This is a genomic window from Flavobacterium channae, assembly GCF_021172165.1.
In the GTDB taxonomy this organism is placed as follows: domain Bacteria; phylum Bacteroidota; class Bacteroidia; order Flavobacteriales; family Flavobacteriaceae; genus Flavobacterium; species Flavobacterium channae.
The window spans coordinates 2,314,852-2,336,238 of sequence record NZ_CP089096.1; the positions used below are offsets into that span (position 1 = coordinate 2,314,852).

The 21,387-nt window shown below is 31.7% G+C and carries 17 protein-coding genes; 6 read left to right on the forward strand and 11 right to left on the reverse strand.

The window, feature by feature from the left end; genetic code table 11:
* The 3 genes from LOS89_RS10765 (at position 1) to LOS89_RS10775 (ending at position 6,419) form a co-directional block, all read left to right on the forward strand.
* Positions 1-1,347 carry an HlyD family secretion protein gene (locus tag LOS89_RS10765; RefSeq protein WP_231835251.1) on the forward strand — a complete coding sequence of 449 codons (1,347 nt, stop codon included), beginning with the start codon at positions 1-3 and terminating at the stop codon, positions 1,345-1,347.
* On the forward strand, positions 1,347-2,735 hold the full coding sequence (locus LOS89_RS10770; protein WP_231835252.1) for a TolC family protein: 1,389 nt from the start codon (positions 1,347-1,349) through the stop codon (positions 2,733-2,735). Before LOS89_RS10765 ends, LOS89_RS10770 begins: the two co-directional genes overlap by 1 nt.
* Before the next feature lie 78 nt (positions 2,736-2,813).
* Positions 2,814-6,419: a T9SS type B sorting domain-containing protein gene (locus LOS89_RS10775; RefSeq protein WP_231835253.1), complete on the forward strand. Its 3,606-nt coding sequence runs from the start codon at positions 2,814-2,816 to the stop codon at positions 6,417-6,419.
* 72 nt (positions 6,420-6,491) lie between these two features.
* Here the strand turns inward: LOS89_RS10775 and rbp are convergent, their stop codons facing one another.
* Together rbp and LOS89_RS10785 are read right to left on the reverse strand one after the other, a co-directional pair.
* Entirely contained in the window at positions 6,492-6,827 is a 336-nt protein-coding gene (gene rbp, locus LOS89_RS10780; protein WP_231835254.1) for an RNA-binding regulator, read from the reverse strand.
* A 220-nt stretch (positions 6,828-7,047) separates the two neighbouring features.
* Positions 7,048-8,325 carry an acetyl-CoA hydrolase/transferase family protein gene (locus LOS89_RS10785; RefSeq protein ID WP_231835255.1) on the reverse strand — a complete coding sequence of 426 codons (1,278 nt, stop codon included), beginning with the start codon at positions 8,323-8,325 and terminating at the stop codon, positions 7,048-7,050.
* Between the two features lie 179 nt (positions 8,326-8,504).
* On the opposite strand from LOS89_RS10785, the gene map reads away from it, so the two are divergent.
* Genes map through LOS89_RS10800 form a run of 3 tightly spaced genes read left to right on the forward strand, consistent with a single transcriptional unit; the run spans position 8,505 to position 10,890 of the window.
* Entirely contained in the window at positions 8,505-9,323 is an 819-nt protein-coding gene (map, locus tag LOS89_RS10790) for a type I methionyl aminopeptidase (protein WP_231835256.1), read from the forward strand.
* Between the two features lie 17 nt (positions 9,324-9,340).
* Positions 9,341-10,129 carry a DUF3667 domain-containing protein gene (locus LOS89_RS10795; protein WP_231835257.1) on the forward strand — a complete coding sequence of 263 codons (789 nt, stop codon included), beginning with the start codon at positions 9,341-9,343 and terminating at the stop codon, positions 10,127-10,129.
* A complete protein-coding gene (locus tag LOS89_RS10800; protein WP_231835258.1) occupies positions 10,126-10,890 on the forward strand; it encodes a class I SAM-dependent methyltransferase in 765 nt (254 codons plus the stop codon). The genes LOS89_RS10795 and LOS89_RS10800 overlap by 4 nt, the downstream gene beginning before the upstream one ends.
* Before the next feature lie 53 nt (positions 10,891-10,943).
* Here LOS89_RS10800 and LOS89_RS10805 read toward each other — a convergent pair whose 3' ends face one another.
* The 9 genes from LOS89_RS10805 to LOS89_RS10845 form a co-directional block, all read right to left on the reverse strand.
* Positions 10,944-13,751: a M16 family metallopeptidase gene (locus LOS89_RS10805; RefSeq protein ID WP_231835259.1), complete on the reverse strand. Its 2,808-nt coding sequence runs from the start codon at positions 13,749-13,751 to the stop codon at positions 10,944-10,946.
* Positions 13,752-13,843: 92 nt separating this feature from the next.
* Positions 13,844-14,860, reverse strand: coding sequence for an FAD:protein FMN transferase (locus LOS89_RS10810; RefSeq protein WP_231835260.1), 1,017 nt, complete (start codon positions 14,858-14,860; stop codon positions 13,844-13,846).
* The gene (locus tag LOS89_RS10815) at positions 14,835-15,200 is read right to left on the reverse strand and encodes a DUF8840 domain-containing protein (protein WP_309508550.1); all 366 of its coding nucleotides are present in this window, start codon (positions 15,198-15,200) and stop codon (positions 14,835-14,837) included. The genes LOS89_RS10810 and LOS89_RS10815 overlap by 26 nt, the downstream gene beginning before the upstream one ends.
* Positions 15,201-15,280: 80 nt before the next feature.
* Positions 15,281-16,573, reverse strand: coding sequence for an NADH:ubiquinone reductase (Na(+)-transporting) subunit F (gene nqrF / locus LOS89_RS10820; protein WP_231835261.1), 1,293 nt, complete (start codon positions 16,571-16,573; stop codon positions 15,281-15,283).
* Positions 16,574-16,598: 25 nt separating this feature from the next.
* Positions 16,599-17,357 (reverse strand): NADH:ubiquinone reductase (Na(+)-transporting) subunit E, encoded by a 759-nt coding sequence (nqrE, locus tag LOS89_RS10825; RefSeq protein WP_231835262.1) that lies wholly within the window; start codon positions 17,355-17,357, stop codon positions 16,599-16,601.
* Between the two features lie 5 nt (positions 17,358-17,362).
* Positions 17,363-18,028, reverse strand: a complete 666-nt coding sequence (locus LOS89_RS10830; RefSeq protein ID WP_231835263.1) for an NADH:ubiquinone reductase (Na(+)-transporting) subunit D — start codon at positions 18,026-18,028, stop codon at positions 17,363-17,365.
* 5 nt (positions 18,029-18,033) lie between these two features.
* The gene (nqrC, locus tag LOS89_RS10835; RefSeq protein ID WP_231835264.1) at positions 18,034-18,717 is read right to left on the reverse strand and encodes an NADH:ubiquinone reductase (Na(+)-transporting) subunit C; all 684 of its coding nucleotides are present in this window, start codon (positions 18,715-18,717) and stop codon (positions 18,034-18,036) included.
* A gap of 2 nt (positions 18,718-18,719) precedes the next feature.
* Positions 18,720-19,886, reverse strand: a complete 1,167-nt coding sequence (locus tag LOS89_RS10840; RefSeq protein WP_231835265.1) for an NADH:ubiquinone reductase (Na(+)-transporting) subunit B — start codon at positions 19,884-19,886, stop codon at positions 18,720-18,722.
* 5 nt (positions 19,887-19,891) lie between these two features.
* Positions 19,892-21,241, reverse strand: a complete 1,350-nt coding sequence (locus tag LOS89_RS10845) for a Na(+)-translocating NADH-quinone reductase subunit A (protein ID WP_231835266.1) — start codon at positions 21,239-21,241, stop codon at positions 19,892-19,894.
* Positions 21,242-21,387 lie beyond the last annotated feature (146 nt).

The following is a 21,387-nucleotide window of genomic DNA, read 5'->3' on the forward strand; positions in this document are numbered from 1 at the left end:
ATGCTTAACATAACTAAAAATAGAATTGACAAATTTGTAAAAATTGAACAATTCAAATCGACACAAATTTTTAAAGAGCAAAGGCATTACAAAGTAATTCGAAAAATTATTTGGGCATTTGTAATATTAGTGATTTTGTTTTTATTTCTGCCTTGGACACAAAATATTCAAGGTCATGGAAATGTAACAACTTTAAAACCAAATCAACGACCACAAACCATTCAAACTGTAATTGCAGGTAAAATTGAAAAATGGTATGTAAACGAAGGTGATTTTGTAAAAAAAGGAGATACCATTCTGTTTATTTCCGAAATCAAAGAAGATTACTTAGACCCTAATTTAATTGAAAATACAGGCAATCAAGTTAAAGCAAAAGAAAATGCTGTTATATCTTATGCTGACAAAGTAAAAGCTTTAGAAGCACAAATGAGTGCTATTCAAAACGAAAAAAACTTAAAATTAAAACAGGCTCAAAACAAATTAAAACAAGCATATTTAAAAGTTCAAAGTGATAGTATTGATTTTGAAGCTAGCAAAACCCAACTTAAAATAGCACAAACGCAGTATACTCGTTCTGTTAATTTAAACAAAGAAGGTTTAAAACCAATGACAGATGTTGAAGAAAAGCGAATGAAATTACAAGAAACAGAAGCAAAAATTATTACGCAAGAAAACAAATTCATAACAAGCAAAAACGAAGTATTAAATGCTACTATGGAATTGAATCGTATAAGTGCTGAATATGCGGAAAAAAATGCCAAAGCTAGTAGCGATAAGCAAACTGCTATGAGTTCGCAATTTGACACAGAAGCACAGGTTAATAAATTAAAAAACCAATACAAAAACTACCAAATAAGAAATGGTTTGTATTATATCACGGCACCTCAAGACGGATATATAAATAAAGCATTGCAATCAGGAATTGGAGAAACTATTAAAGAAGGAACATCTATTGTTAGTATTATGCCAGCCAATTATGACATTGCTGTTGAAACATACATAGACCCTATGGATTTTCCATTAATAAATAAAGGCGAAAAAGTTCGTGTTTGGTTTGATGGATGGCCAACAATTGTATTTAACGGATGGCCAGGAGTTTCCTATGGAACTTTTGGTGGAGTTATTGTTGCCAAAGAAAATTTCATTAGTGCTAACGGAAAGTATCGAGTTTTGATTGCTCCAGATCCTGAAGATAAAAAATGGCCAGAACAACTAAGCATTGGAGCCGGAACGCAAACAATAGCGTTACTTGATGATGTACCAATTTGGTTTGAAATATGGAGAACATTAAACGGTTTCCCACCAAACTTTTATCAACCTACAACAACTGAAAACATAAAAAAATAATGAAATCAAGACAATTTCAACTATTTATTTTCATTTTTTGGAGTTTGAATTTACTAAGTCAAAACACATCTAACGAATTCAGCTTTAATGAATTTCTAGGATATGTGAAAAAATACCATCCTTTAGTAAAACAAGCCGATTTAAAACTTAATGAAGCTCAGGCAAATTTGATGCTTGCACGTGGTGCTTTCGATCCAAAAATTGAAGTAGATTATAATAAAAAGCAATTTAAAGACAATGAATATTATTCGATTTTAAATAGCAGTTTTAAAATCCCAACATGGTATGGAATTGAATTAAAAGCAGGCTTTGACAATGCTGAAGGAATTTATGTAAATCCTGAAAACACGTTACCTAATAGTGGATTAACTTCTTTAGGGATTTCAGTTCCAGTTGGACAAGGCTTGTTTATCAATCAAAGAATGGCCGACATTAGAAAAGCTAAAATTGTTACCAGTTTAAATACTGCAGAAAGAAATCTTAAAGCAGTCGAAGTAATTCATGATGCAGCAATAAGTTATTTTAATTGGAAAAGAAGTCATGATGAAGTAAAACTTTACGAAGAATACTTAGAAAATGCTTTGATACGATATAATGGTGTTGCTAAATTAATTAGTGAAGGAGACAAACCTGCCATTGATAGTGTTGAAGCTGGAATTGTCGTAAAAACAAGAAAGTTAAACTTAGAAGAAGCCAAATTAAAATTCACAAAAGCAAGGCTAGAACTTTCAAATTATTTATGGCTTGAAAACAACATCCCATTAGAATTAAACGAAAATTTGTATCCTGAAAACTTATTATCAAAAACAATAAAAGAAACGCTTAAAATTAACGAATTCAATGAGATAGATTTAAACAATCATCCAAAAATTAAAGCTTTAGATGCAAAAATTGCGATACTAAATGTAGAAAGAAAATTAAAAGTGAATGCTTTGTTACCAAAATTAGATTTGAGTTACAATTATTTGTCTGAACCAAGTTATATTGATAATTATCGATTTGAAGATTATAAAATTGGGCTAAACTTTTCATTCCCATTATTTTTGAGAAAAGAACGTGGTAGCTTAAAATTAACCAAATTAAAAATTCAAGATTCCGAATTTGGTTTGCAATTTGAACGTAAAAATTTAGAAAATAAAATAAAAGTACAACAGCAAGAAATAATATCAATTGAAAAACAGCAGGATTATAATACTAAGCTTATTAATGATTACGTTACCTTATTGAATGCTGAAGACCGATTGTTTGAAATGGGAGAAAGTTCTTTATTTGTAATTAACTCAAGAGAAAACGCTTTAGTTTCGTCGCAAATAAATGGAATTTCATTAGAAAACAGATATTTAAATGCAGTTATTGGATTATTCAAAACACAAGCAAATCCTAATTAAAATCAACAAAAAATAAGTAATTCGTTTTATTTATAACTATTCATTTAAAAATTAATAAATTAGCGACCCCAAACTATTATGATGAAAAAAACAGTTTCTATTTTATTAATTTGCTTTCTATTCCTGAGCTATAACCTTTATAGTCAAGGAGGAGCGTCTTCATGTGCTCAATTAGCAGCAAATCCAACAGCCTACCAATCTTGTGCAACAAACGTTCCTTTTAGCAGTTCTGTTGGAGGAAATAGTGAAAGTTTTAATTCAAGTTGTATTCCTACACAATATGTAGGACCAACTTGGTTTTTTATTGAAATTGACACTCCAGGAAATGTCGTATTACAAATTAGTCAGCGAAATTTAAGTGGCGTTGGTACTGATGTTGATTTTGTATTATGGGGTCCTTTTCAAAATTTAAATAACATTTGTAGTCAACTTATTCCTGCTAACGAAGTTGATTGTAGTTATTTACCTGATGCTGTTGAAACAGTTAACATTCCAAACAGTAGTGCAGGTGATTTATACGTTATTGTAATAGATAATTATTCGGGACAACCAGGAAATATTACCGTATCGCAAACTGGAGGAACTGGAAGTACGAATTGTGACTTCCTTTCTTCGGTAACTTTAAATAATACAGATGGTTCTCTTTTAACTACTTTAGACTATTGCAAACCTGACACTAAAGAAATTGTCGCAACAATTGACATTACTGATTTTCCAGGATCACCAAGTAATCTTAGATTTAACTATACTTGGTATAAAGATGGTGTTCAAATAAGCACAGTTTCAAATTCTACGTCAGCAACAAATAGTATTACAGTAACTGAAAGTGGCATTTATAAAGTTGTTACTACAGCATATGACATTACGGTAAATCCGAGTGGGAATACGACTGGATTAAGAGAAAGTGAAGCTACAGCAGATTTAAAATTCCACGTAAAACCAGATGTAAGTATTACCAATACTAATACGGTTTGTTTAAATACAAACCCAATATTATCATCTACAATTATAAACAATGCCGATTTAGACTCAACTGTTGACGTTTTAAATTATCAATGGTATCGCAACAATGTATTAGTAAACGGAGCTACTACAAATAGCTTCACTCCTACTTTACCTGGTGATTATTTTGTAAGAGTAAGTAATTTACCTTGTTCTGTAACCGATTCGAATGTAATCCGAATAATAGCGAATCCAAATGTTCAAATTTCATCTAATACTACTATTTGTGAAAATGACAGCTACACAATTACTTCATCAAATACAAATGCAGGAATTAATAGTGGTTTAAGTTATCAATGGTTTAAAGATGGTGTTGCCATTTTGGGCGCAACAAATGCTGCTTATATAGTAAACAAATTCAATCAAGCTCTAAATACAACTTCACAGTATTATTTAGAAACGACTGAACAAGGAACTTGTAATAATATTTCCAACACTGTTTCAATTACTATTAATGCACAACCAATAATTAATACTGCTTTAACAACTTTGGAACAATGTGATTACATCAACAATACTCTAGATGGAATTGCAGAAACCAACTTATTACAATTGTATAATTATTTTACTAATAACACTCCTGGATTAACTCTTTATTTTTATTCAGATATTGCGTTAACACAGTTAATCAACAATCCTTCAAACTACATTAATACAAGTTCACCTTTTACACAAAATATTTATGTAAAAGCAGTTAATGAAAATGTAGTTCCAAATTGTACTTCAGCTGGGATTGGTAATTTTGTTTTACAAATTAATCCAACAAGCGTTGCTAATTATCCTGACATTCCTGCTGTATGCCCTGAATTGAATCAAAATTTCGGCTTCATCAATTTTGATGCTCAACGTGTTTTAATAAAAAATACATATTTCCCAAGTTCTGATGTATCAATTTCGTTTCATTTGACTACTTCGGATGCTTCAACAGGATTAAACGGACTAACAAATGCTAGTCAAATTCCTGTTGGAACAACTTTAATTTACACAAGAGTTATTTCGAACACAACACAAAGTTGTGAAGGAATTGGTACATTTAACGTAGTTGTAATTCAAGCGCCGTTACAAAACACAATAAATAATGAGTCTTTATGTCTTTTAGATTCGTATTTATTAAACAGTAAAGATGGAGAAGCACTTGCTGGACAAAACCCAACAGTTGTAGCTTCTTATTTCAATACTTTTGATAATGCACGTGATAATGTTTTAGTAATTAACAAAAATGTTTCACTACCATTAACTTTAGGAACTAGAACAATATTTGTTCGTTTGTTTGATTCTCTAACAGGATGTTTTTCAGTTGTAAGTTCTAATATTACGGTTTTCCCAAATCCAACAATTATACAGCCTTCTCCAATCCGTCATTGTGGAGATACAACTGCTGCTTTTGATTTGAATAGTAGAATTAATCAAATAACAAATGGCAACACTAACTATCAAGTAACTTTTTATGCAAATAATGCCGATTTAGTAGCAAACAATCCAATTGCAACACCTGATAGCTATACTAGTGCAACTGCAACAATTATTTGTAAAGTTGTAGATCCAACTAACTTTTCATGTGCGGCAACTACTACTTTAAATTTAGTTGTGATGTCACTTCCTGGAAGCAATTCAAACCCAACACCAATTGAATTATGTAACGATTCTGGCTTTGAATATTTTGATTTAACAACTAGAGAATTACAAATGGCTGGTGCTACACCAGTTAACACAATTGCTTTTAGATATTACAAAGAATTAGTGGATGCATTAGCAAATGGAAATGCAAACAGAATTTCTAATCCAAACAACTTTTTAAATACAACTATTAACTTCCAAAAAATATATGTTCGTTTGAACAGTAGAACAAACATTGATAGCGAAACCGGTGAATCTTGTTTTAAAATTTTAGAGTTAGATTTGCATGTAAGACCTTACCCTTTCAATCATCTTTTAAACGAACCGTATACAATTTGTATTGACCAACTGAATAACATTACTTATCCGGTTGAGATTAAAACGCAATTAAACAGTACGGATTATATTTTTCAATGGTTTAATGGACACGATGCAATTCCTGGAAATGAAATTAGTGGTGAGACCAATTCTTCTTTTGTAACATCAACTGTAGGATTATATTCTGTTCAAGTTACTAATATTTCTAATGCTGCAAACTGTTCGTCGATATTCAATTTAAGTACAGCAAACTCAATTGTACCAAATTCATTAACTATTACACCAGATGAATTAATAGCTTTTGATACAGAAAATACAGTAACTGCAATTGTTGCCCCTGCATCACCTGATTATTTATATTCAATTGATGGAACTTATTTCCAAGAAAGCAATGTGTTTACCAATATTCCTGGTGGGGATTACACCTTAACTGTAATCAATAAATTCGGATGTGGAGTTCTTACTGAAACGTTTACAATTGTTGATTATCCAAATTACTTTACACCAAATGGCGATGGACATAATGACACTTGGAATATCAAAGGAAGTGCTGCATTAGATGCTGCTGTAATTCGAATTTTTGATCGTTATGGGAAATTAATGAAACAAATAGACCCGAATGGTAATGGTTGGGATGGTACTTTTAACAACAAACCACTTCCTTCAACCGATTATTGGTTTACGATTGAATACACAAAAGACAATGTTACTAAAGAATTTAAAGGGCATTTTAGTTTAATAAGATAATCTCAGAAAAGCACAAATAAAAAAGCCTCCGTAAAACGGAGGCTTTTTTGCGTTTTATATCCAAAAAATATATTAATAACGACCTCTTGAGTTGTTATCTCTATTATTAGAATAACCACCTCTACTTCCACCAGAGTTACGATCGAAACTTCTTCTTTCGCCTTCTGGTTTTGGTTCAGATTTGTTAACAACGATTTTTCTACCTTCGATAGTTCCACCGTTTAATTCGTCGATTGCTTTTTGAGCCTCAGCATCATTAGCCATTTCAACAAATCCAAATCCTTTACTTCTTCCGGTAAATTTATCAGAGATAATTTTAACTGATTCAACAGCTCCATACTCTTCAAAATAACCTCTTAAATCTGCTTCCTCTACACTGAAAGGAAGACTTCCTACAAAAATGTTCATCTATGAAAAATTTAATTCCCCACAAAGGTAGACTATTTAATGTTGCCAAAAGGTTAAAGTTTGGTTTATTTTCAAAAACGAATCATTTTTTGTAAAAATTTAAAAATCAGATAGTTATTTTTTTAAAAAATTTTCAACAAGATTGCATTTTTTTTTAAAATATTAAAAACAAGAAAAAAAATATATGATTGTCTTTCTTGATTTTTTAACCTTGTTTTTATTACATATGGCAACCAGTCATTTCATAATATGCTTTTTCAATTGACTCTTGATGGATTGGATGCGCAATCTTAACTAATTCATTTACTCTTTGTTTTAATGTTTTACCATATAAATCAGCAATTCCATTTTCAGTAATAATATAATGTGCATGTGCTCTTGTTGTCACTACACCAGCACCTTGTTTTAAATAAGGAACAATTCTACTTTCGCCTCTTTTTGTAATTGACGGTAAAGCGATAATTGCTTTTCCTCCTTCACTTAATGACGCTCCACGGATAAAATCCATTTGTCCTCCTACACCTGAATACATGGTACTACCAATAGAATCAGCACAAACTTGGCCCGTTACATCTACTTCAATAGCTGAATTGATAGCCACCATTTTTGGGTTTCTTCTAATTCTAGCCGTATCATTTACCATAGAAGATTCTTTCATTTCAATAAACGGATTATCATTAACGTAATCATACAAACGTTTTGAACCCATTAAAAATGTTGCCAAAGCTCTTCCTCTTAAAGTACCTTTATAATTACAATTAATTACGTCTTTTTCAATTAAATCAATTACACCATCCGAGAACATTTCGGTATGCAATCCTAAATCTTTGTGATTTGTCAATTTACTTAAGGCTGCATTTGGAATAGAACCAATCCCCATTTGAAGCGTACTTTTATCTTCAATTAATGAAGCAACATATGCTCCAATTTTCTCTTCCTCGACTGTAAAAGGAGCAACTTCATGCGCATAAATTGGAACATTAACTTCTACCAAATAATCAATTTCTGAAACATGTAGAATTCCATCACCAAAAGTTCTTGGCATATTTGGATTAACCTGTGCTATAACAATTTTAGCATTTTCAATAGCCGCTACAGAAGCTTCAACTGAAACTCCTAATGAACAATACCCGTGAATATCTGGAGGAGAAACATGAATAAACGCCACGTCTAACTTCAATACATTTTTACGAAACAATAATGGTAATTCACTCAAAAAAACTGGCGTATAAGATCCGTTTCCTGCTTTTAATGTATGACGAACATTAGCTCCTATAAAAAATGAATTCACATGAAAACTATCGGCTAATTCAGGATTAGCATAAGGCGCATCACCTTCGGTGTGTAAATGACAAACTTCTACATCTCTAAGTTCAGAAGCTCTATCTGTTAATGCTTTTGTTAAGATTGTTGGTGTAGCTGCCGCGGCTTGAACGTAAACTCTATCGCCACTTTTTACTACTTGTACAGCTTCAGCTGCAGTTACATATTTTCCCATACCTAATGAAATTTATACTGCAAAATTACTTTCTAATTTAGGGATAAAATATGACAATTCTCATATTTGGTTAACGGTTTTAGATTAAAGATAACTGCTTAAAACAAAATAAAATTGAATTTTTAAATTGTACTTATAATTGAACTTGAATTCGTATTTTTGCTTCGAAATTTTGCATTATGATTGTAATTAAAACATTAGAAGAAATAGAATTAATGCGCGAAAGTGCTTTGATTGTTTCAAAAACATTAGGAATGATTGCTAAGGAAATTAAACCTGGCGTTACTACTTTATATTTAGACAAATTAGCGGAAGACTTTTTGCGTTCGCATGGTGCTGAACCTGCCTTTTTAGGAATGTATGGTTTTCCAAATTCTCTATGTATGAGTCCAAATACACAAGTAGTACATGGAATTCCTAACAATGTTCCATTACAAGATGGTGATATTATTTCTGTGGATTGTGGCGCTTTAAAAAATGGTTTTTATGGCGATCACGCCTATACTTTTGAAGTTGGTGAAGTAGCTCCTGAAACAAAAAAATTATTACAGGTTACTAAAGAATCATTATACGTTGGAATTCGCGAAACTAAAGTTGGGAATCGAGTTGAAGATATCGGACATGCAATTCAACAATATTGCGAAAGTCATGGTTATGGAGTTGTTCGTGAATTATGTGGACATGGTTTAGGAAGAAAAATGCACGAAGATCCTGAAGTACCTAACTATGGAAAACGTGGCCGTGGAAAAAAACTTGTGAACGGAATGGTTATCGCTATTGAACCTATGATTAATATGGGAACCAAAAACATTAAACAACATAAAGACGGTTGGACTATAACAACTGCTGATGGAAAACCAAGTGCTCATTTTGAGCATGATGTTGCAATTGTAGATGGCAAACCTGAATTATTATCAACTTTTGCATATATCTACGAAGCTTTAGGAATTGTTAGTAATGAAGAAGATGGCTTAAGACAAAAACCATTAGTATTGTAATATAACTCATTTAATGTATGAATTGTAAAACTTGTGATTTTCAACTTGAAAGTACTTCCAATTATTGTTCTAATTGTGGTTCTAAAATAGTACATGAAAGACTTTCTTTATGGGGAACTTGGGAAGAGTTTGTTGGTCCATTTTTTAGTTGGGATAATAATTTCTGGAGAACTTTTTTCGGTTTATTCAAAAACCCTAAAGATGTGCTAGAGGCTTATATTAATGGTGCTAGAAAAAAATACTTTCAGCCTTTTTCATACATTATTTTGTATGCTACAATAGCTGTTTTTTTCTATAAATTCTTTCCAATGGAAATCATCACCGATTATTCTGAAAGTTTTTCGGGTGGATTTAAAACAGCAAATACAGCTGCAAAAACACCAAAGATTGACATGAATGCTTATGTAGAAACTATTATGAGCTATTACAACTTTTTTGTTTTGCTTTTAATTCCGGTTTATGCATTAACTAGTTATATCATTTTTTACAAAAGAGGTCACAACTTTTTTGAACATTTGGTTTTCAATAGCTATTTACAAACCAATTTAGGATTCATTTCGCTTATTTTACAAGTGATTTTAGTGAATTTCTCAGGAATGAAATTTGGAACTTATTCCATCTTATTCATGCTATTATTTATATCATTCACCTTATACGCTTTTAAAAAATTATACAATCAAACACTTAAACAAAGTATTATTTCTGCCATTAAATACATATTTATATTTGCAGCAATGTATTTAGCAATAATTATCTTTTTTTCTATTGTATTCGGAATTATATACGCCATAACTTTAATGAAATGAAAAAACTATTTAAACTTATATTAAATACTATTCCTCGTCCAATCTTAATTCGATTAAGTATTGTGGTGCGACCAATATTAGCCTTTTTATTAAAAGGAAATCGTTTTACCGATCCTATTGATGGGAAAAGCTTTCGTATGTTTTTACCTTATGGTTATGGAACACAACGTAATAATGTTTTATCGCCAAGTACACTTTCATTAGAAAGACATCGATTATTATGGTTGTATTTACAAAATGAAACCGATTTTTTTACGGCTCCTAAAAAAGTATTGCATTTTGCACCAGAGCAAGAATTTTACAAGCGTTTTAAAAAGCAATCGAATTTAGATTACACTACTACTGATTTGTTTTCGCCTTTAGCTGATGTAAAAGCTGATATTTGCAATTTACCATTTGAAGACAATTCGTATGACATTATTTTGTGTAATCATGTTTTAGAACATATTCCCGATGACACAAAAGCGATGCAAGAACTTTATCGCGTTTTAAAGCCTGGCGGAATGGGAATCTTTCAAATCCCGCAAGACTTATCAAGAGCTATAACTTTTGCAGATGATTCGATAACTGACCCAAAAGAAAGAGCTAAAATATTTGGACAATACGACCACGTTAGAGTTTACGGAAGAGATTATTTTGACAAATTAAGAAGCATTGGTTTCAAAGTTGATGAAGTAGATTACACCAAAACAATTACTCCAGAATTAGTAGAAAAATATTGTTTAGCAAAAGGAGAAATAATTCCTGTTTGCTACAAATAAAAAAATCCCGTAATCATTATAATTACGGGATTTTGAATTTAACAACAACCCCTTTATTCTTCAGGCATTAACATACCTATTACTTTATCTTTAGAAAGATACTTTTTAGCAATATCTTGAAGATCTTTAACTGTTAATGCATTTAATTTTTCTTCAAACTGGAATATCTCCTCTGGATTAACATCATCGGTATAAGCACGTTTTAATATTGTCATCCAATATCTATTTTCCTTTAAGTTTTCTTTATATTCTAATCTTGAAGCTTCTTTAAATTTATCCAAATCTTTTTGTTCTGGACCATTTGTAATTAACTTATTTAATTCTCTTAATGCCGATTCTGTAAGTTTTTCAGCATTTTCTGGCCCACATGGGAATGAAATTGAAAAATTATAACTTCCGTAAGGCACTTTACTCATACTTCCTCTAGCTCCTACTCCATAAACTCCGCTTTCATTTTCTCTTAGCTCTTCAACTAATTTAATAGTCAATACATCACCAATTGCTTTAAATATAAAAGCTTCTTTTGCGTCGTATTTTGTATCGCCATAAAACAAAATATTCACATTACTTTTCGGATCTTTTCCTTTATTAACAACTTTTTTATGTGTTCCTTTTAACATTCTATAACCAAGGTCTTTTGCTTTTTCCTTAGTGTTTTTATCTGAAGGTAATGAAGCAATATATTTAGTTACAAAAGATTCTAATTGCGCTTCGTCAAAATTTCCAACAAAGTAGAAATTAAAATCGGCAGCATTTGCAAAACGTTCTTTATATTTTTTATATGCTAATTCATAGTCAGCTTTATCAAAATCTTCTTCTTTTGGAAAACCTTTATATCTAGGATTTTCTTTGTTTAAATAAGTATAAAATTCATTTGAAAAATAAGACGCTGGTTGCGACATCATGTTTGCCATAAATCCTTTCTGTTTTGAAATAAAACCTGCAAAAGCATCTTTATCTAAATTCAAATCAGTAAAATAAGCATAGGTCATTTGGAATAAATATTCTAAATCTTTCGGAGTAGACGAACCATTTAATCCTTCATAAATTCCACCAACATAAGGATTTACTCTTGCGATTTTTCCTGTCATGAATTTATTGATATCATTTTTAGACATTCCAGAAAAACCTGCTTCAGATAAACCTCCCATTGCTAATGAAACTTTAGCCATTTCATCATTTGAAAATAAATTTGAACCTCCAAAACTAATAGCTTCAAACATTACCTGATCGTTTTTAAAATCAGTCTTTTTATAAACAACAGTAGCACCATTTGAAAGTTTTAATGTTGTTGTTCCTAATTTTGCATTTGTTTCTTTAGAGACTATGCTTCCTTCTTTAACTTGATTTCTCAATAAACTTTCAGAAACTTTTGTTTCTTTATAAGCAGTTAATTCATTTTTATTTACAACTAATGAATTTAAAACATCTTGCTCTGTTGGTTTTACTAATCCATCTTTTTCAGGTCCAGTTAAAACAACTACTCTATTATCTTCTTTTAAATATTTTGCAATCAAACCGTTTGTTTCTTCAACAGTAATGGTTGGCAACATTTTTTTAAAGATATCAAACGTCCATTCAATACTTGGAATAGGTTCTTTTTCTAAGAAATTAGATTGATATTCTGAAACAAAATTTTCAGATTCACTTTTTTCTCTTTCGTTGTATTGTCTTTCAATTTGTGATAAAAATTCAGCTTTAGCTCTATCCAATTCACCTTGAGTAAATCCAAACTGTCTTACTCTTTCATTTTCTTTTACCAAAACTTTTAATGCCTCAAGTTGTTTATCCTGTGCAACCATAGCAAAAGATTGAAACGCTTCTTTTGTTCTTGCCCAAGTTCCTCCATGATATGTATAACCAAAATTGAATGGCGGATTTGGACTGTTTTGTAATTCTTCTAATCTATTATTCAACATCGTTGAAAAAAGACCTTTTGCTAAATACTCTTTAAAATCGCGAATAGTAACCATTTTCTTAGGAGCATCATAATCTTTATACAACAATTGAACCTGAGTAAATGCAGCTTCTTTATCTGATTCTACTGCTACAAAAGTTTCTTTGTGATTAGGAACATCATACGTTTTTCTTTCTTTTTGTTTTTTAGGATTTTTATAATTGCTAAAATGTGCAATAATTTTTTTCTCCATTTCAGCCACATCAATATCACCTACAACAATAACCGCCATTAAATTAGGACGATACCAATCTTTATAAAAACTAGTTAATTTGTCATACGTGAAGTTTTCTAAAATTTCCTTTTGACCTATAGGAAGACGTTTCGCATATAACGAATTATACATCATTTTAGGCATAAAACGTCCCATCATTCGCTTATCAGCACCAAGACCTAAACGATATTCTTCTAAAACGACACCTCTTTCTTTATCAATTTCCTCAGGAGTTAATGTTGTATTAAAAGCCCAATCTTCTAATATTTGAAATCCTTTTTCAACTTTCTCTTTATCGTCTGACGGAATTGGTAAAAAGTAAACAGTTTCATCAAAACTAGTATAAGCGTTTAAATGTTGTCCAAATTTAACTCCAATACTTTGAAGATAATTTACCAATTCGTTTTTTGGAAATCGTTTAGTACCATTGAAACACATGTGTTCCATAAAGTGCGCCAAACCTTGTTGTTCATCCGTTTCTTGGATAGAACCAGCATTAACTACTAAACGTAAATCTACCTTATCTTCAGGCTTTGCATTTTTACGGATATAATACGTTAATCCATTAGAAAGTTTTCCGATTTTTACATTTGGATCAGTCGGAATAGGATCTTCAAGCTTGTAGTCCTGAGCAAAAAGAAATGCCTGAACAAACAGCAATAAAGAAATAGAAAATTGAAATTTCTTCATAAAATTTGATTTTGTTTGGATAAAATTATCTTTATAACTACAAAATCAAAAGTTTATTATGCAAGTTTTAACAATTAAATTCTTATTTAGAATTAGTCTTTTATTAAACTCTTGAAATTTTCTGTTGTAAACTGCTGCATCTTATTATTCGAATCCGAATATAAAAGCATGACATATAATTCAGGATGATTTTGTAAAAAAGCTTTACTTTCATCTAAACTCATCAACATAAAAGCTGTTGCATAACCATCTGCCAAACCCGCAGATTTTGACAAGATAGTAGCGCTTAAAACATTGTTTTTTTGAGCAATTCCTGTTTTAGGATTAATGATATGAACAAATTTTTCACCTGTTTTTTCATCAATCATTACTTTTCTATAATTACCAGAAGTTGCCATTCCAAGATTCTCTAAATTTACTTTAGCAATTAATGTACGTTCTTCAGGTTTTTGTAAAGGATCATCTATTCCTACAACCCAATTTTTATTATCAATCGTGTTTTTACCGAGAGCAAATAATTCACCTCCAATTTCGACAATGGCATTTTCAATTCCTTTCGATTTTAAATAATTCACAACAACATCAACTGAATAACCTTGCGCAATTGCATTAAAATCGATGAAAGTTTGGTTGTGTTTTTTTGAAATGGTTTTATTTAGATTTAAAGCAATTTTATTAAAACCTACAAATTGTAACAAACTATCGATTTGTTTTGGAGCTAAATCTTGGTGCTTTTTATTGGGGCCAAAACCGTACGCATTTACTAAAACACCAATTGTTGGGTCGAATAAACCATTCGTTTCTTTATAAATTTGGTTGGAAAGTTGGAATGTTTCAGTAAAGAAATCATCCACAACAACAGTTGAATCTCCAGTATTTATTTTAGAAATTTTAGAATCAGGTCGATAAGTTGAAAGTGATAAATCGAAAGCAGTTAACAAAGAATCAATTTGATTTTTAGTTACTTTTTCTTCATTAGCAATATATTTTATAGAATAGGTACTTCCTTGTGCTTCGCCTTGAATGGTAAAAAAGTCACTTGTTTTAGTACACGAAACAAACAAAACAGTTACAAAAAGAAAACTACAAAATCTCTTTAATTCCTTCATAATTTAAAATATAATCTTGATTTTTTAAAATCGGTTTTTCGAAATCTTCTGCATTAGCAAAACCTACACCAGCAAATAAAACTTTAGCTTTTTTCTCTTTAGCATGATTAATGAAAGTTTCCATAAAAACCACATCATATTCGGCAGGATTATCTGGATAGGTAACGGCTTGTACCATTACAAAATGCAATGTGTTTGTAGGTTTATCTACACAAACAAATTGTGGGTGTTTTTTTAATTGGCTGTTAATAGCAATAAACTCAAATCCTTTTTTTTCAAGTTCTTTTCCCACGTGATTCATGGCCAAATGGTGTAAGTCTTGTAGTGATAATGCTTCCATGATACAAAGGTAGTTATTCTATTTGAATGCATAAAAAAACCGACTCATTTCTGAATCGGTTTTGATATATAAAATTTGGATTAACCTCCGAAGTCGTCGAAACGAACATTTTCTTTTGGCACACCCCAATCGTCACACATTTTTACAACTGCGTTATTCATCATTGGTGGTCCACAGAAATAGAATTCGATATCTTCTGGTGAATCGTGTAATTTCAAGTGATTATCGATAACTACGTTATGGATAAATCCTACGAAACCATCTCCTTCTCCATTTGGTCCATCTTTCACTTTCCAGTTATCTTCTGGTAAAGGCTCTGATAAAGCGATATGGAATTTAAAGTTAGGAAAATCTTTCTCTAAAGCTCTAAAGTGATCTACATAGAATAACTCACGCTTAGAACGACCTCCGTACCAATAGGTTACTTTTCTTCCTGTTTTAACTGTACGGAATAAGTGATATAAGTGCGAACGCATTGGTGCCATACCAGCTCCACCACCTACATACAACATTTCAGCTTCAGACTCATTGATGAAGAATTCACCATAAGGACCAGAAACCGTTACTGTATCACCTGCTTTTCTAGAGAAAACGTAAGAAGAAGCAACTCCAGGGTTCACTTTCATCCAATCGTTAGTAGCTCTATCAAATGGAGGTGTAGCAATACGAACGTTTAACATGATTTTTCTTCCTTCTGCAGGGTAAGAAGCCATAGAGTAAGCTCTTTCAACCAATTCGTTATTTTTCATAACTAAAGGCCATAATTTGAACTTATCCCACTCTACTTGGAATTTATCTGGTTCACCTGGGTGTTCCACAGGGTGAGCAGTAATATCGATATCCGTGAATTTAACCTCACAAGAAGGGATTTCAATTTGTATATAACCTCCAGCTTCGTAGTGCATATCTTCTGGTAACTCAACAATAAACTCTTTAATGAAAGAAGCTACATTGTAGTTAGAATATACTTTTGCTTCGAATTTTTTGATACCAAAAATTTCTTCTGGAACTTCGATAATCATGTCTTGTTTTACTTTAACCTGACATCCTAATCTCCATCCTTCAGCTAATTCTTTACGAGTAAAGTTTGGTATTTCTGTTGGTAATGGCTCACCACCACCATCTAATACTTTACATTTACATTGTAAACAAGAACCCCCACCACCACAAGCAGATGGTAAAAAGATTTTATTATTTCCTAAAGTAGTTAAAAGTGTTGCACCTCCACCTACTTCAATTTCGTTTTCACCGTTAATTTTAATCTTTACAGCACCCGAGTTTACTAATTTTGATTTTGCGTATAATAGCATAAACACCATTAGTAAAATTAGCGCTAAGAAAGCTAAAATCGAATATGTAATTAATTCAAACATAATTTCAATTTTTAATGTTATACTATTATTTAACTGTTTGAGTTGAATCTACTTTTACAGAATCAACAGCTACTTGAACTGAATCAACTACTGGAGTTTCAACAACTGCTGGAGCTGGAGCTTCAACTTTAACCTCAGGCTTTTTGTTTAATGCGTTAAGATCAATACCACCAAAACTCATGAAACCTACAGCCATTAAACCTGTTAAGATAAAAGTAATACCTAAACCTCTTAATGGAGCTAAAACATTAGAATATTCCATTTTCTCACGAATAGCAGCCATAGCTACAATTGCAATCATCCAACCTAAACCAGATGAGAAACCAAAAGTAACAACGTGACCGATATTTTGATAAGCACCAGTATCTACACGTAATTGCATAAATAATGAACCTCCTAAAATAGCACAGTTAACCGCGATAAGTGGCAAGAAGATACCTAATGAGTTATATAATGATGGAGAGAATTTCTCAACAATCATTTCTACTAATTGAACTAACGTTGCAACAACCGCAATAAAGATGATAAGATTTAAGAAACTTAAATCCATCGTTTTTAAAGATGGGTCTAACCAAGATAAAGCACCTGCTTCTAAAACATATTTATAAATTAAATAGTTTAATGGAACTGTAATTACTTGTACGAAAGTTACCGCAATTCCTAATCCAATAGCAGTTGATACTTTTTTAGATACAGCCAAGAATGAACACATTCCTAAGAAGTATGCAAACACCATGTTATCAATGAACATGGATTTTAAAAATATATTGATATATTCAAACATAGCTATTATTTTTTCTCAATTAATTTTTTGTTGATACCTCTTTGTACCCAGATAACAATACCTACTGTAATAAGAGCCATTGGTGCTAATAACATAAAACCATTATTAACATATCCGTGTGCATATGCTCCAGTTTTATCTACTGCATTTCCTAAGATTTCAATTCCGAAGATTTTTCCAGAACCTAATAATTCTCTGAAGAAAGCTACAATCATTAAGATAATTCCATATCCTAATCCGTTTCCAATACCATCTAAAAATGATTTCCATGGACCGTTACCTAAAGCGAAAGCCTCTAAACGTCCCATTACAATACAGTTTGTAATAATTAATCCAACGAATACCGATAATTGTTTACTTACGTCGTAAGCATAAGCTTTTAAGATTTGGTCTACTAAAATTACCAATAAAGCTACTACTACTAACTGAACAATAATACGAATACGGTTAGGAATTAAATTTCTAATTAAAGATACAATAACGTTACTTAACGCAACAACCGCCGTTACTGAAAGTGCCATTACAAAGGCATTTTTCATTTGAACAGTTACCGCTAAAGCAGAACAAATACCAAGTACTTGAACTGTTACTGGGTTATCGTCATTAAATGGATTTGTAATTAACTTAATATTACTTTTTGAAAATAATCCTTCTTTGTTGTTTTCTGCCATGACGATTATTTTTTAATAGATTTTAAATACTTCTCATAAGGTTTTAAACCTCTTACTAACATTTCTGTTACTCCATTTCCTGTTAAAGTAGCTCCTGAAATTGCATCAACTTCACCGTCTGCTTTATCATCTCCACCAGCATATCCTTTGATTACTTTAAGACCTTGTAAGTTTCCATTAGCATCAAAAATACTTTCTCCAACAAAACGTTTTTGAAAATAATCTTGTGTAATTTCTCCTCCTAATCCTGGAGTTTCTGATTTATGATCAAAAACGATACCATCTACTTTTAAGTTTTCATCAACTGAAACATATCCCCAGATAGCATCCCATAATCCCATTCCTCTTACTGGAATAACATAGAATTTTTTACCGTCTTTTTCTGCATTAAAGATTGGAAATTTCCCTTTTACTTTAGCAATATCAACTGTAAAAGCTTCTTTACTTATTTCGTTACCGTTTTCATCAAAAACAGCTTCACTAATAATGTGTTTTTTATATGCCTCTTCAGAAGCATCTCTATCTACAGCAACTCCAAACGATTTAAGGATGTACTGCATTTTTTCTTTCTTAATGTTTGCTTCTTGATCTGGCTTTAAAGCTGTTGCAGCAAATGCTAAAGCAGAAGCTACTAAAACAACCATAACAGTCGCAAACAAAAATGTATATCCGTTACTTTCTCTATTCATGATTACGCAGATTTTAATTGTTTTGCTTTAGCCAATCTTTTCTTTCTCTTAGTAATGTTTCCATTAACTACGAAATAATCGATAGTTGGAGCTAAAGTGTTCATTAATAAAATAGCTAACATTACTCCTTCTGGATATGCAGGGTTGAAAACTCTAATAGTGATACTAAAGAATCCAATTAATAAACCATAAATGATTTTTCCTTTATCAGTTTGAGCTGCAGATACAGGATCTGTTGCCATAAACACAATACCAAAAGCAAAACCTCCAACTACTAAATGATTTACCCAATCAAAGTTCATTAAAGCAGTTAAACCTACAGCATTGAACATTAATGCCGTTGCAGCAGCACCAACTACTCCAGAAACCATAATTTTCCAACTACCAACTCCTGTTGCAATTAACACAAATGCACCGATTAAAATAGCTAACACAGAAGTTTCACCTACTGAACCTGGAATAAATCCTAAGAACATTTCCATAGTTGAGTACGCTACTTCTTTACCTTGTGCTAATGAACCTAAAATTGTTTCTCCTGAAACTCCATCAATAGTTGAAGCATCACTAACCCAAATTTTATCTCCCGACATAAATGTAGGATAAGCAAAGAATGCAAATGCACGTGCTAATAAGGCTGGGTTGAAAACGTTCATTCCTGTTCCTCCAAAAGCTTCTTTACCAATAACAACTGCAAAAGCAACTGAAATAGCTAACATCCACAATGGGAAATCAACTGGCATAACCATTGGAATTAATAAACCAGATACTAAGTATCCTTCGTTTACTTCGTGACCTCTAAAAATTGCAAAAGCAAACTCAATACCTAATCCTACTGCATAAGAAACAATAATCATTGGTAACACTTTCCACAATCCGTGTAAGAAGATATCCATAAATGGAGGTAAAACACCATCATTCAATTGAATAAAATGTTGGTAACCTGCATTATAAATCCCGAATAATAAAGCTGGAACTAAAGCTAAAACCACAGTAATCATGGTTCTCTTTAAATCTACAGCATCTCTAATATGTGCTCCATGCTTTGTAGTATGATTAGGCACGTATAAAAACGTATCTAATGCATTGATTGCAGGTGCAAATTTTTCAAATTTTTGCCCTTTCTCAAAAGGCTTTTTAATTTGGTCTATTTTATCTCTTAAAAACTTCATAGCTATTATCCTACTTCTTTAATCATTAAATCAAGAGCTTCACGAATGATTTGTTGTGCTTCTAATTTAGATGTGTTAGTATAATCAATTAAAGCAAAATCTTCTGGAGCTACTTCGTAAATTCCTAAGCTTTCCATTTTATCGATATCACTTGCCAAACAAGCTTTTAATAATTGCATTGGAAAAATATCAAGAGGCATAACTGCTTCCATTTCTCCTGTTACAACTAAAGCTCTTTCTTCACCGTTTAAATTGGTGTTAGGTGCATATTTTTTTCCTGGCATTAACCATGATAATCCTGTTCTTGATGCACTATGAACACTTGGCGACGCAAATGGCATCCATCCAAACATTCTGTAAACATTTCCTTCAGGAATTACAGTTACCGTATTACTATAGAAACCTAAATTTCCATCCATATTTACTTTAGCTCCTGTTAAAACATCTCCAGAAATAACTCTCACGTTATCACCTTCAATTTTACCAGCAACTAAATCAGAAACAGCTGCACCAGAAATTACGTTGTAATATTGAGCATCTTTAACTTCAGAACCTGCTAAAGCAACGGTTCTTGTCGCATTAAATTTCCCAGTTAAAAATAATTCTCCAATAATAGCAACATCTTGTGGTGTTACTGTCCAAACTCTTTCACCTGCGTTAATAGGAGAAATTTTTGCAATCTGAACTCCAACATTTCCAGCAGGATGAGGACCATATACTTGATGTAAAGAAACACCTTTAACATCACTAAAAATAGATTTTCCTTTTCCTTTAACTGATAAATGAACTTTACCTGATGTTAATTTCGTTAAAGCATCGATACCAACTTGAAAAGCCTCTAATTTGTTAGCTAAAACAAACTCAACATCCGCTGCCAAAGGAGCTGTTGCATGAGCTGAAATAAAAATAGCTTTTGGAGTATCAGCTGAATTAGCAATCACATCATAAGGACGCTGATTGATAAATGGCCAACATCCAGAAGCTAACAAATGTGCTTTTACTTCTTCTGTTGATAAATCGTTAGGATTTTTCTTGCTATGCTCAACGAAAACATCTTGAGAATCTGCAGCAATAAGAATCTCTAAAATGACTCTTTTTTCACCACGTTTGATTTCTTGAATTTTTCCGCTTACAGGAGCAACAAACTTAACTTTCTCATCTGCTTTAGAATAGAAAATCACTTCTCCCGCTTTTACGTTATCACCTTCTTTTACAACCATCTTAGGATTAACTCCATGAAAGTCAGAAGGTTTAACAGCATAGACTTTCGAGCGAGTGGTGTCAGCTATCTTATGAGCCGCTTCACCCTTCAACTTAAGGTCTAAACCTTTTTTAATTCGAATGTCTTTTGACATATTTTTGAAGATATGAATGTTAAAAAATTTACTATAAAACGTGCAAATTTAATCAAATACATTATAGCGAACCAAAAATAAAGTTGGAGATTTGCTTTATTTATAATTATTCTAAATTAATTAAGATTAATATATGAATTGGAATG

What these genes read in the sequence shown, in the direction of transcription:
- LOS89_RS10830 (WP_231835263.1), bottom strand. Translation starts at nt 18,028, where the DNA reads ATGGCAGAAAACAACAAAGAAGGATTATTTTCAAAAAGTAATATTAAG.
- LOS89_RS10785 (WP_231835255.1), bottom strand. Translation starts at nt 8,325, where the DNA reads ATGGGAAAATATGTAACTGCAGCTGAAGCTGTACAAGTAGTAAAAAGT.
- LOS89_RS10805 (WP_231835259.1), bottom strand. Translation starts at nt 13,751, where the DNA reads ATGAAGAAATTTCAATTTTCTATTTCTTTATTGCTGTTTGTTCAGGCA.
- LOS89_RS10770 (WP_231835252.1), top strand. Translation starts at nt 1,347, where the DNA reads ATGAAATCAAGACAATTTCAACTATTTATTTTCATTTTTTGGAGTTTG.
- rbp (WP_231835254.1), bottom strand. Translation starts at nt 6,827, where the DNA reads ATGAACATTTTTGTAGGAAGTCTTCCTTTCAGTGTAGAGGAAGCAGAT.
- LOS89_RS10840 (WP_231835265.1), bottom strand. Translation starts at nt 19,886, where the DNA reads ATGAAGTTTTTAAGAGATAAAATAGACCAAATTAAAAAGCCTTTTGAG.
- map (WP_231835256.1), top strand. Translation starts at nt 8,505, where the DNA reads ATGATTGTAATTAAAACATTAGAAGAAATAGAATTAATGCGCGAAAGT.
- nqrC (WP_231835264.1), bottom strand. Translation starts at nt 18,717, where the DNA reads ATGAATAGAGAAAGTAACGGATATACATTTTTGTTTGCGACTGTTATG.
- nqrE (WP_231835262.1), bottom strand. Translation starts at nt 17,357, where the DNA reads ATGTTTGAATATATCAATATATTTTTAAAATCCATGTTCATTGATAAC.
- LOS89_RS10765 (WP_231835251.1), top strand. Translation starts at nt 1, where the DNA reads ATGCTTAACATAACTAAAAATAGAATTGACAAATTTGTAAAAATTGAA.
- LOS89_RS10800 (WP_231835258.1), top strand. Translation starts at nt 10,126, where the DNA reads ATGAAAAAACTATTTAAACTTATATTAAATACTATTCCTCGTCCAATC.
- nqrF (WP_231835261.1), bottom strand. Translation starts at nt 16,573, where the DNA reads ATGTTTGAATTAATTACATATTCGATTTTAGCTTTCTTAGCGCTAATT.
- LOS89_RS10795 (WP_231835257.1), top strand. Translation starts at nt 9,341, where the DNA reads ATGAATTGTAAAACTTGTGATTTTCAACTTGAAAGTACTTCCAATTAT.
- LOS89_RS10815 (WP_309508550.1), bottom strand. Translation starts at nt 15,200, where the DNA reads ATGGAAGCATTATCACTACAAGACTTACACCATTTGGCCATGAATCAC.
- LOS89_RS10810 (WP_231835260.1), bottom strand. Translation starts at nt 14,860, where the DNA reads ATGAAGGAATTAAAGAGATTTTGTAGTTTTCTTTTTGTAACTGTTTTG.
- LOS89_RS10775 (WP_231835253.1), top strand. Translation starts at nt 2,814, where the DNA reads ATGATGAAAAAAACAGTTTCTATTTTATTAATTTGCTTTCTATTCCTG.
- LOS89_RS10845 (WP_231835266.1), bottom strand. Translation starts at nt 21,241, where the DNA reads ATGTCAAAAGACATTCGAATTAAAAAAGGTTTAGACCTTAAGTTGAAG.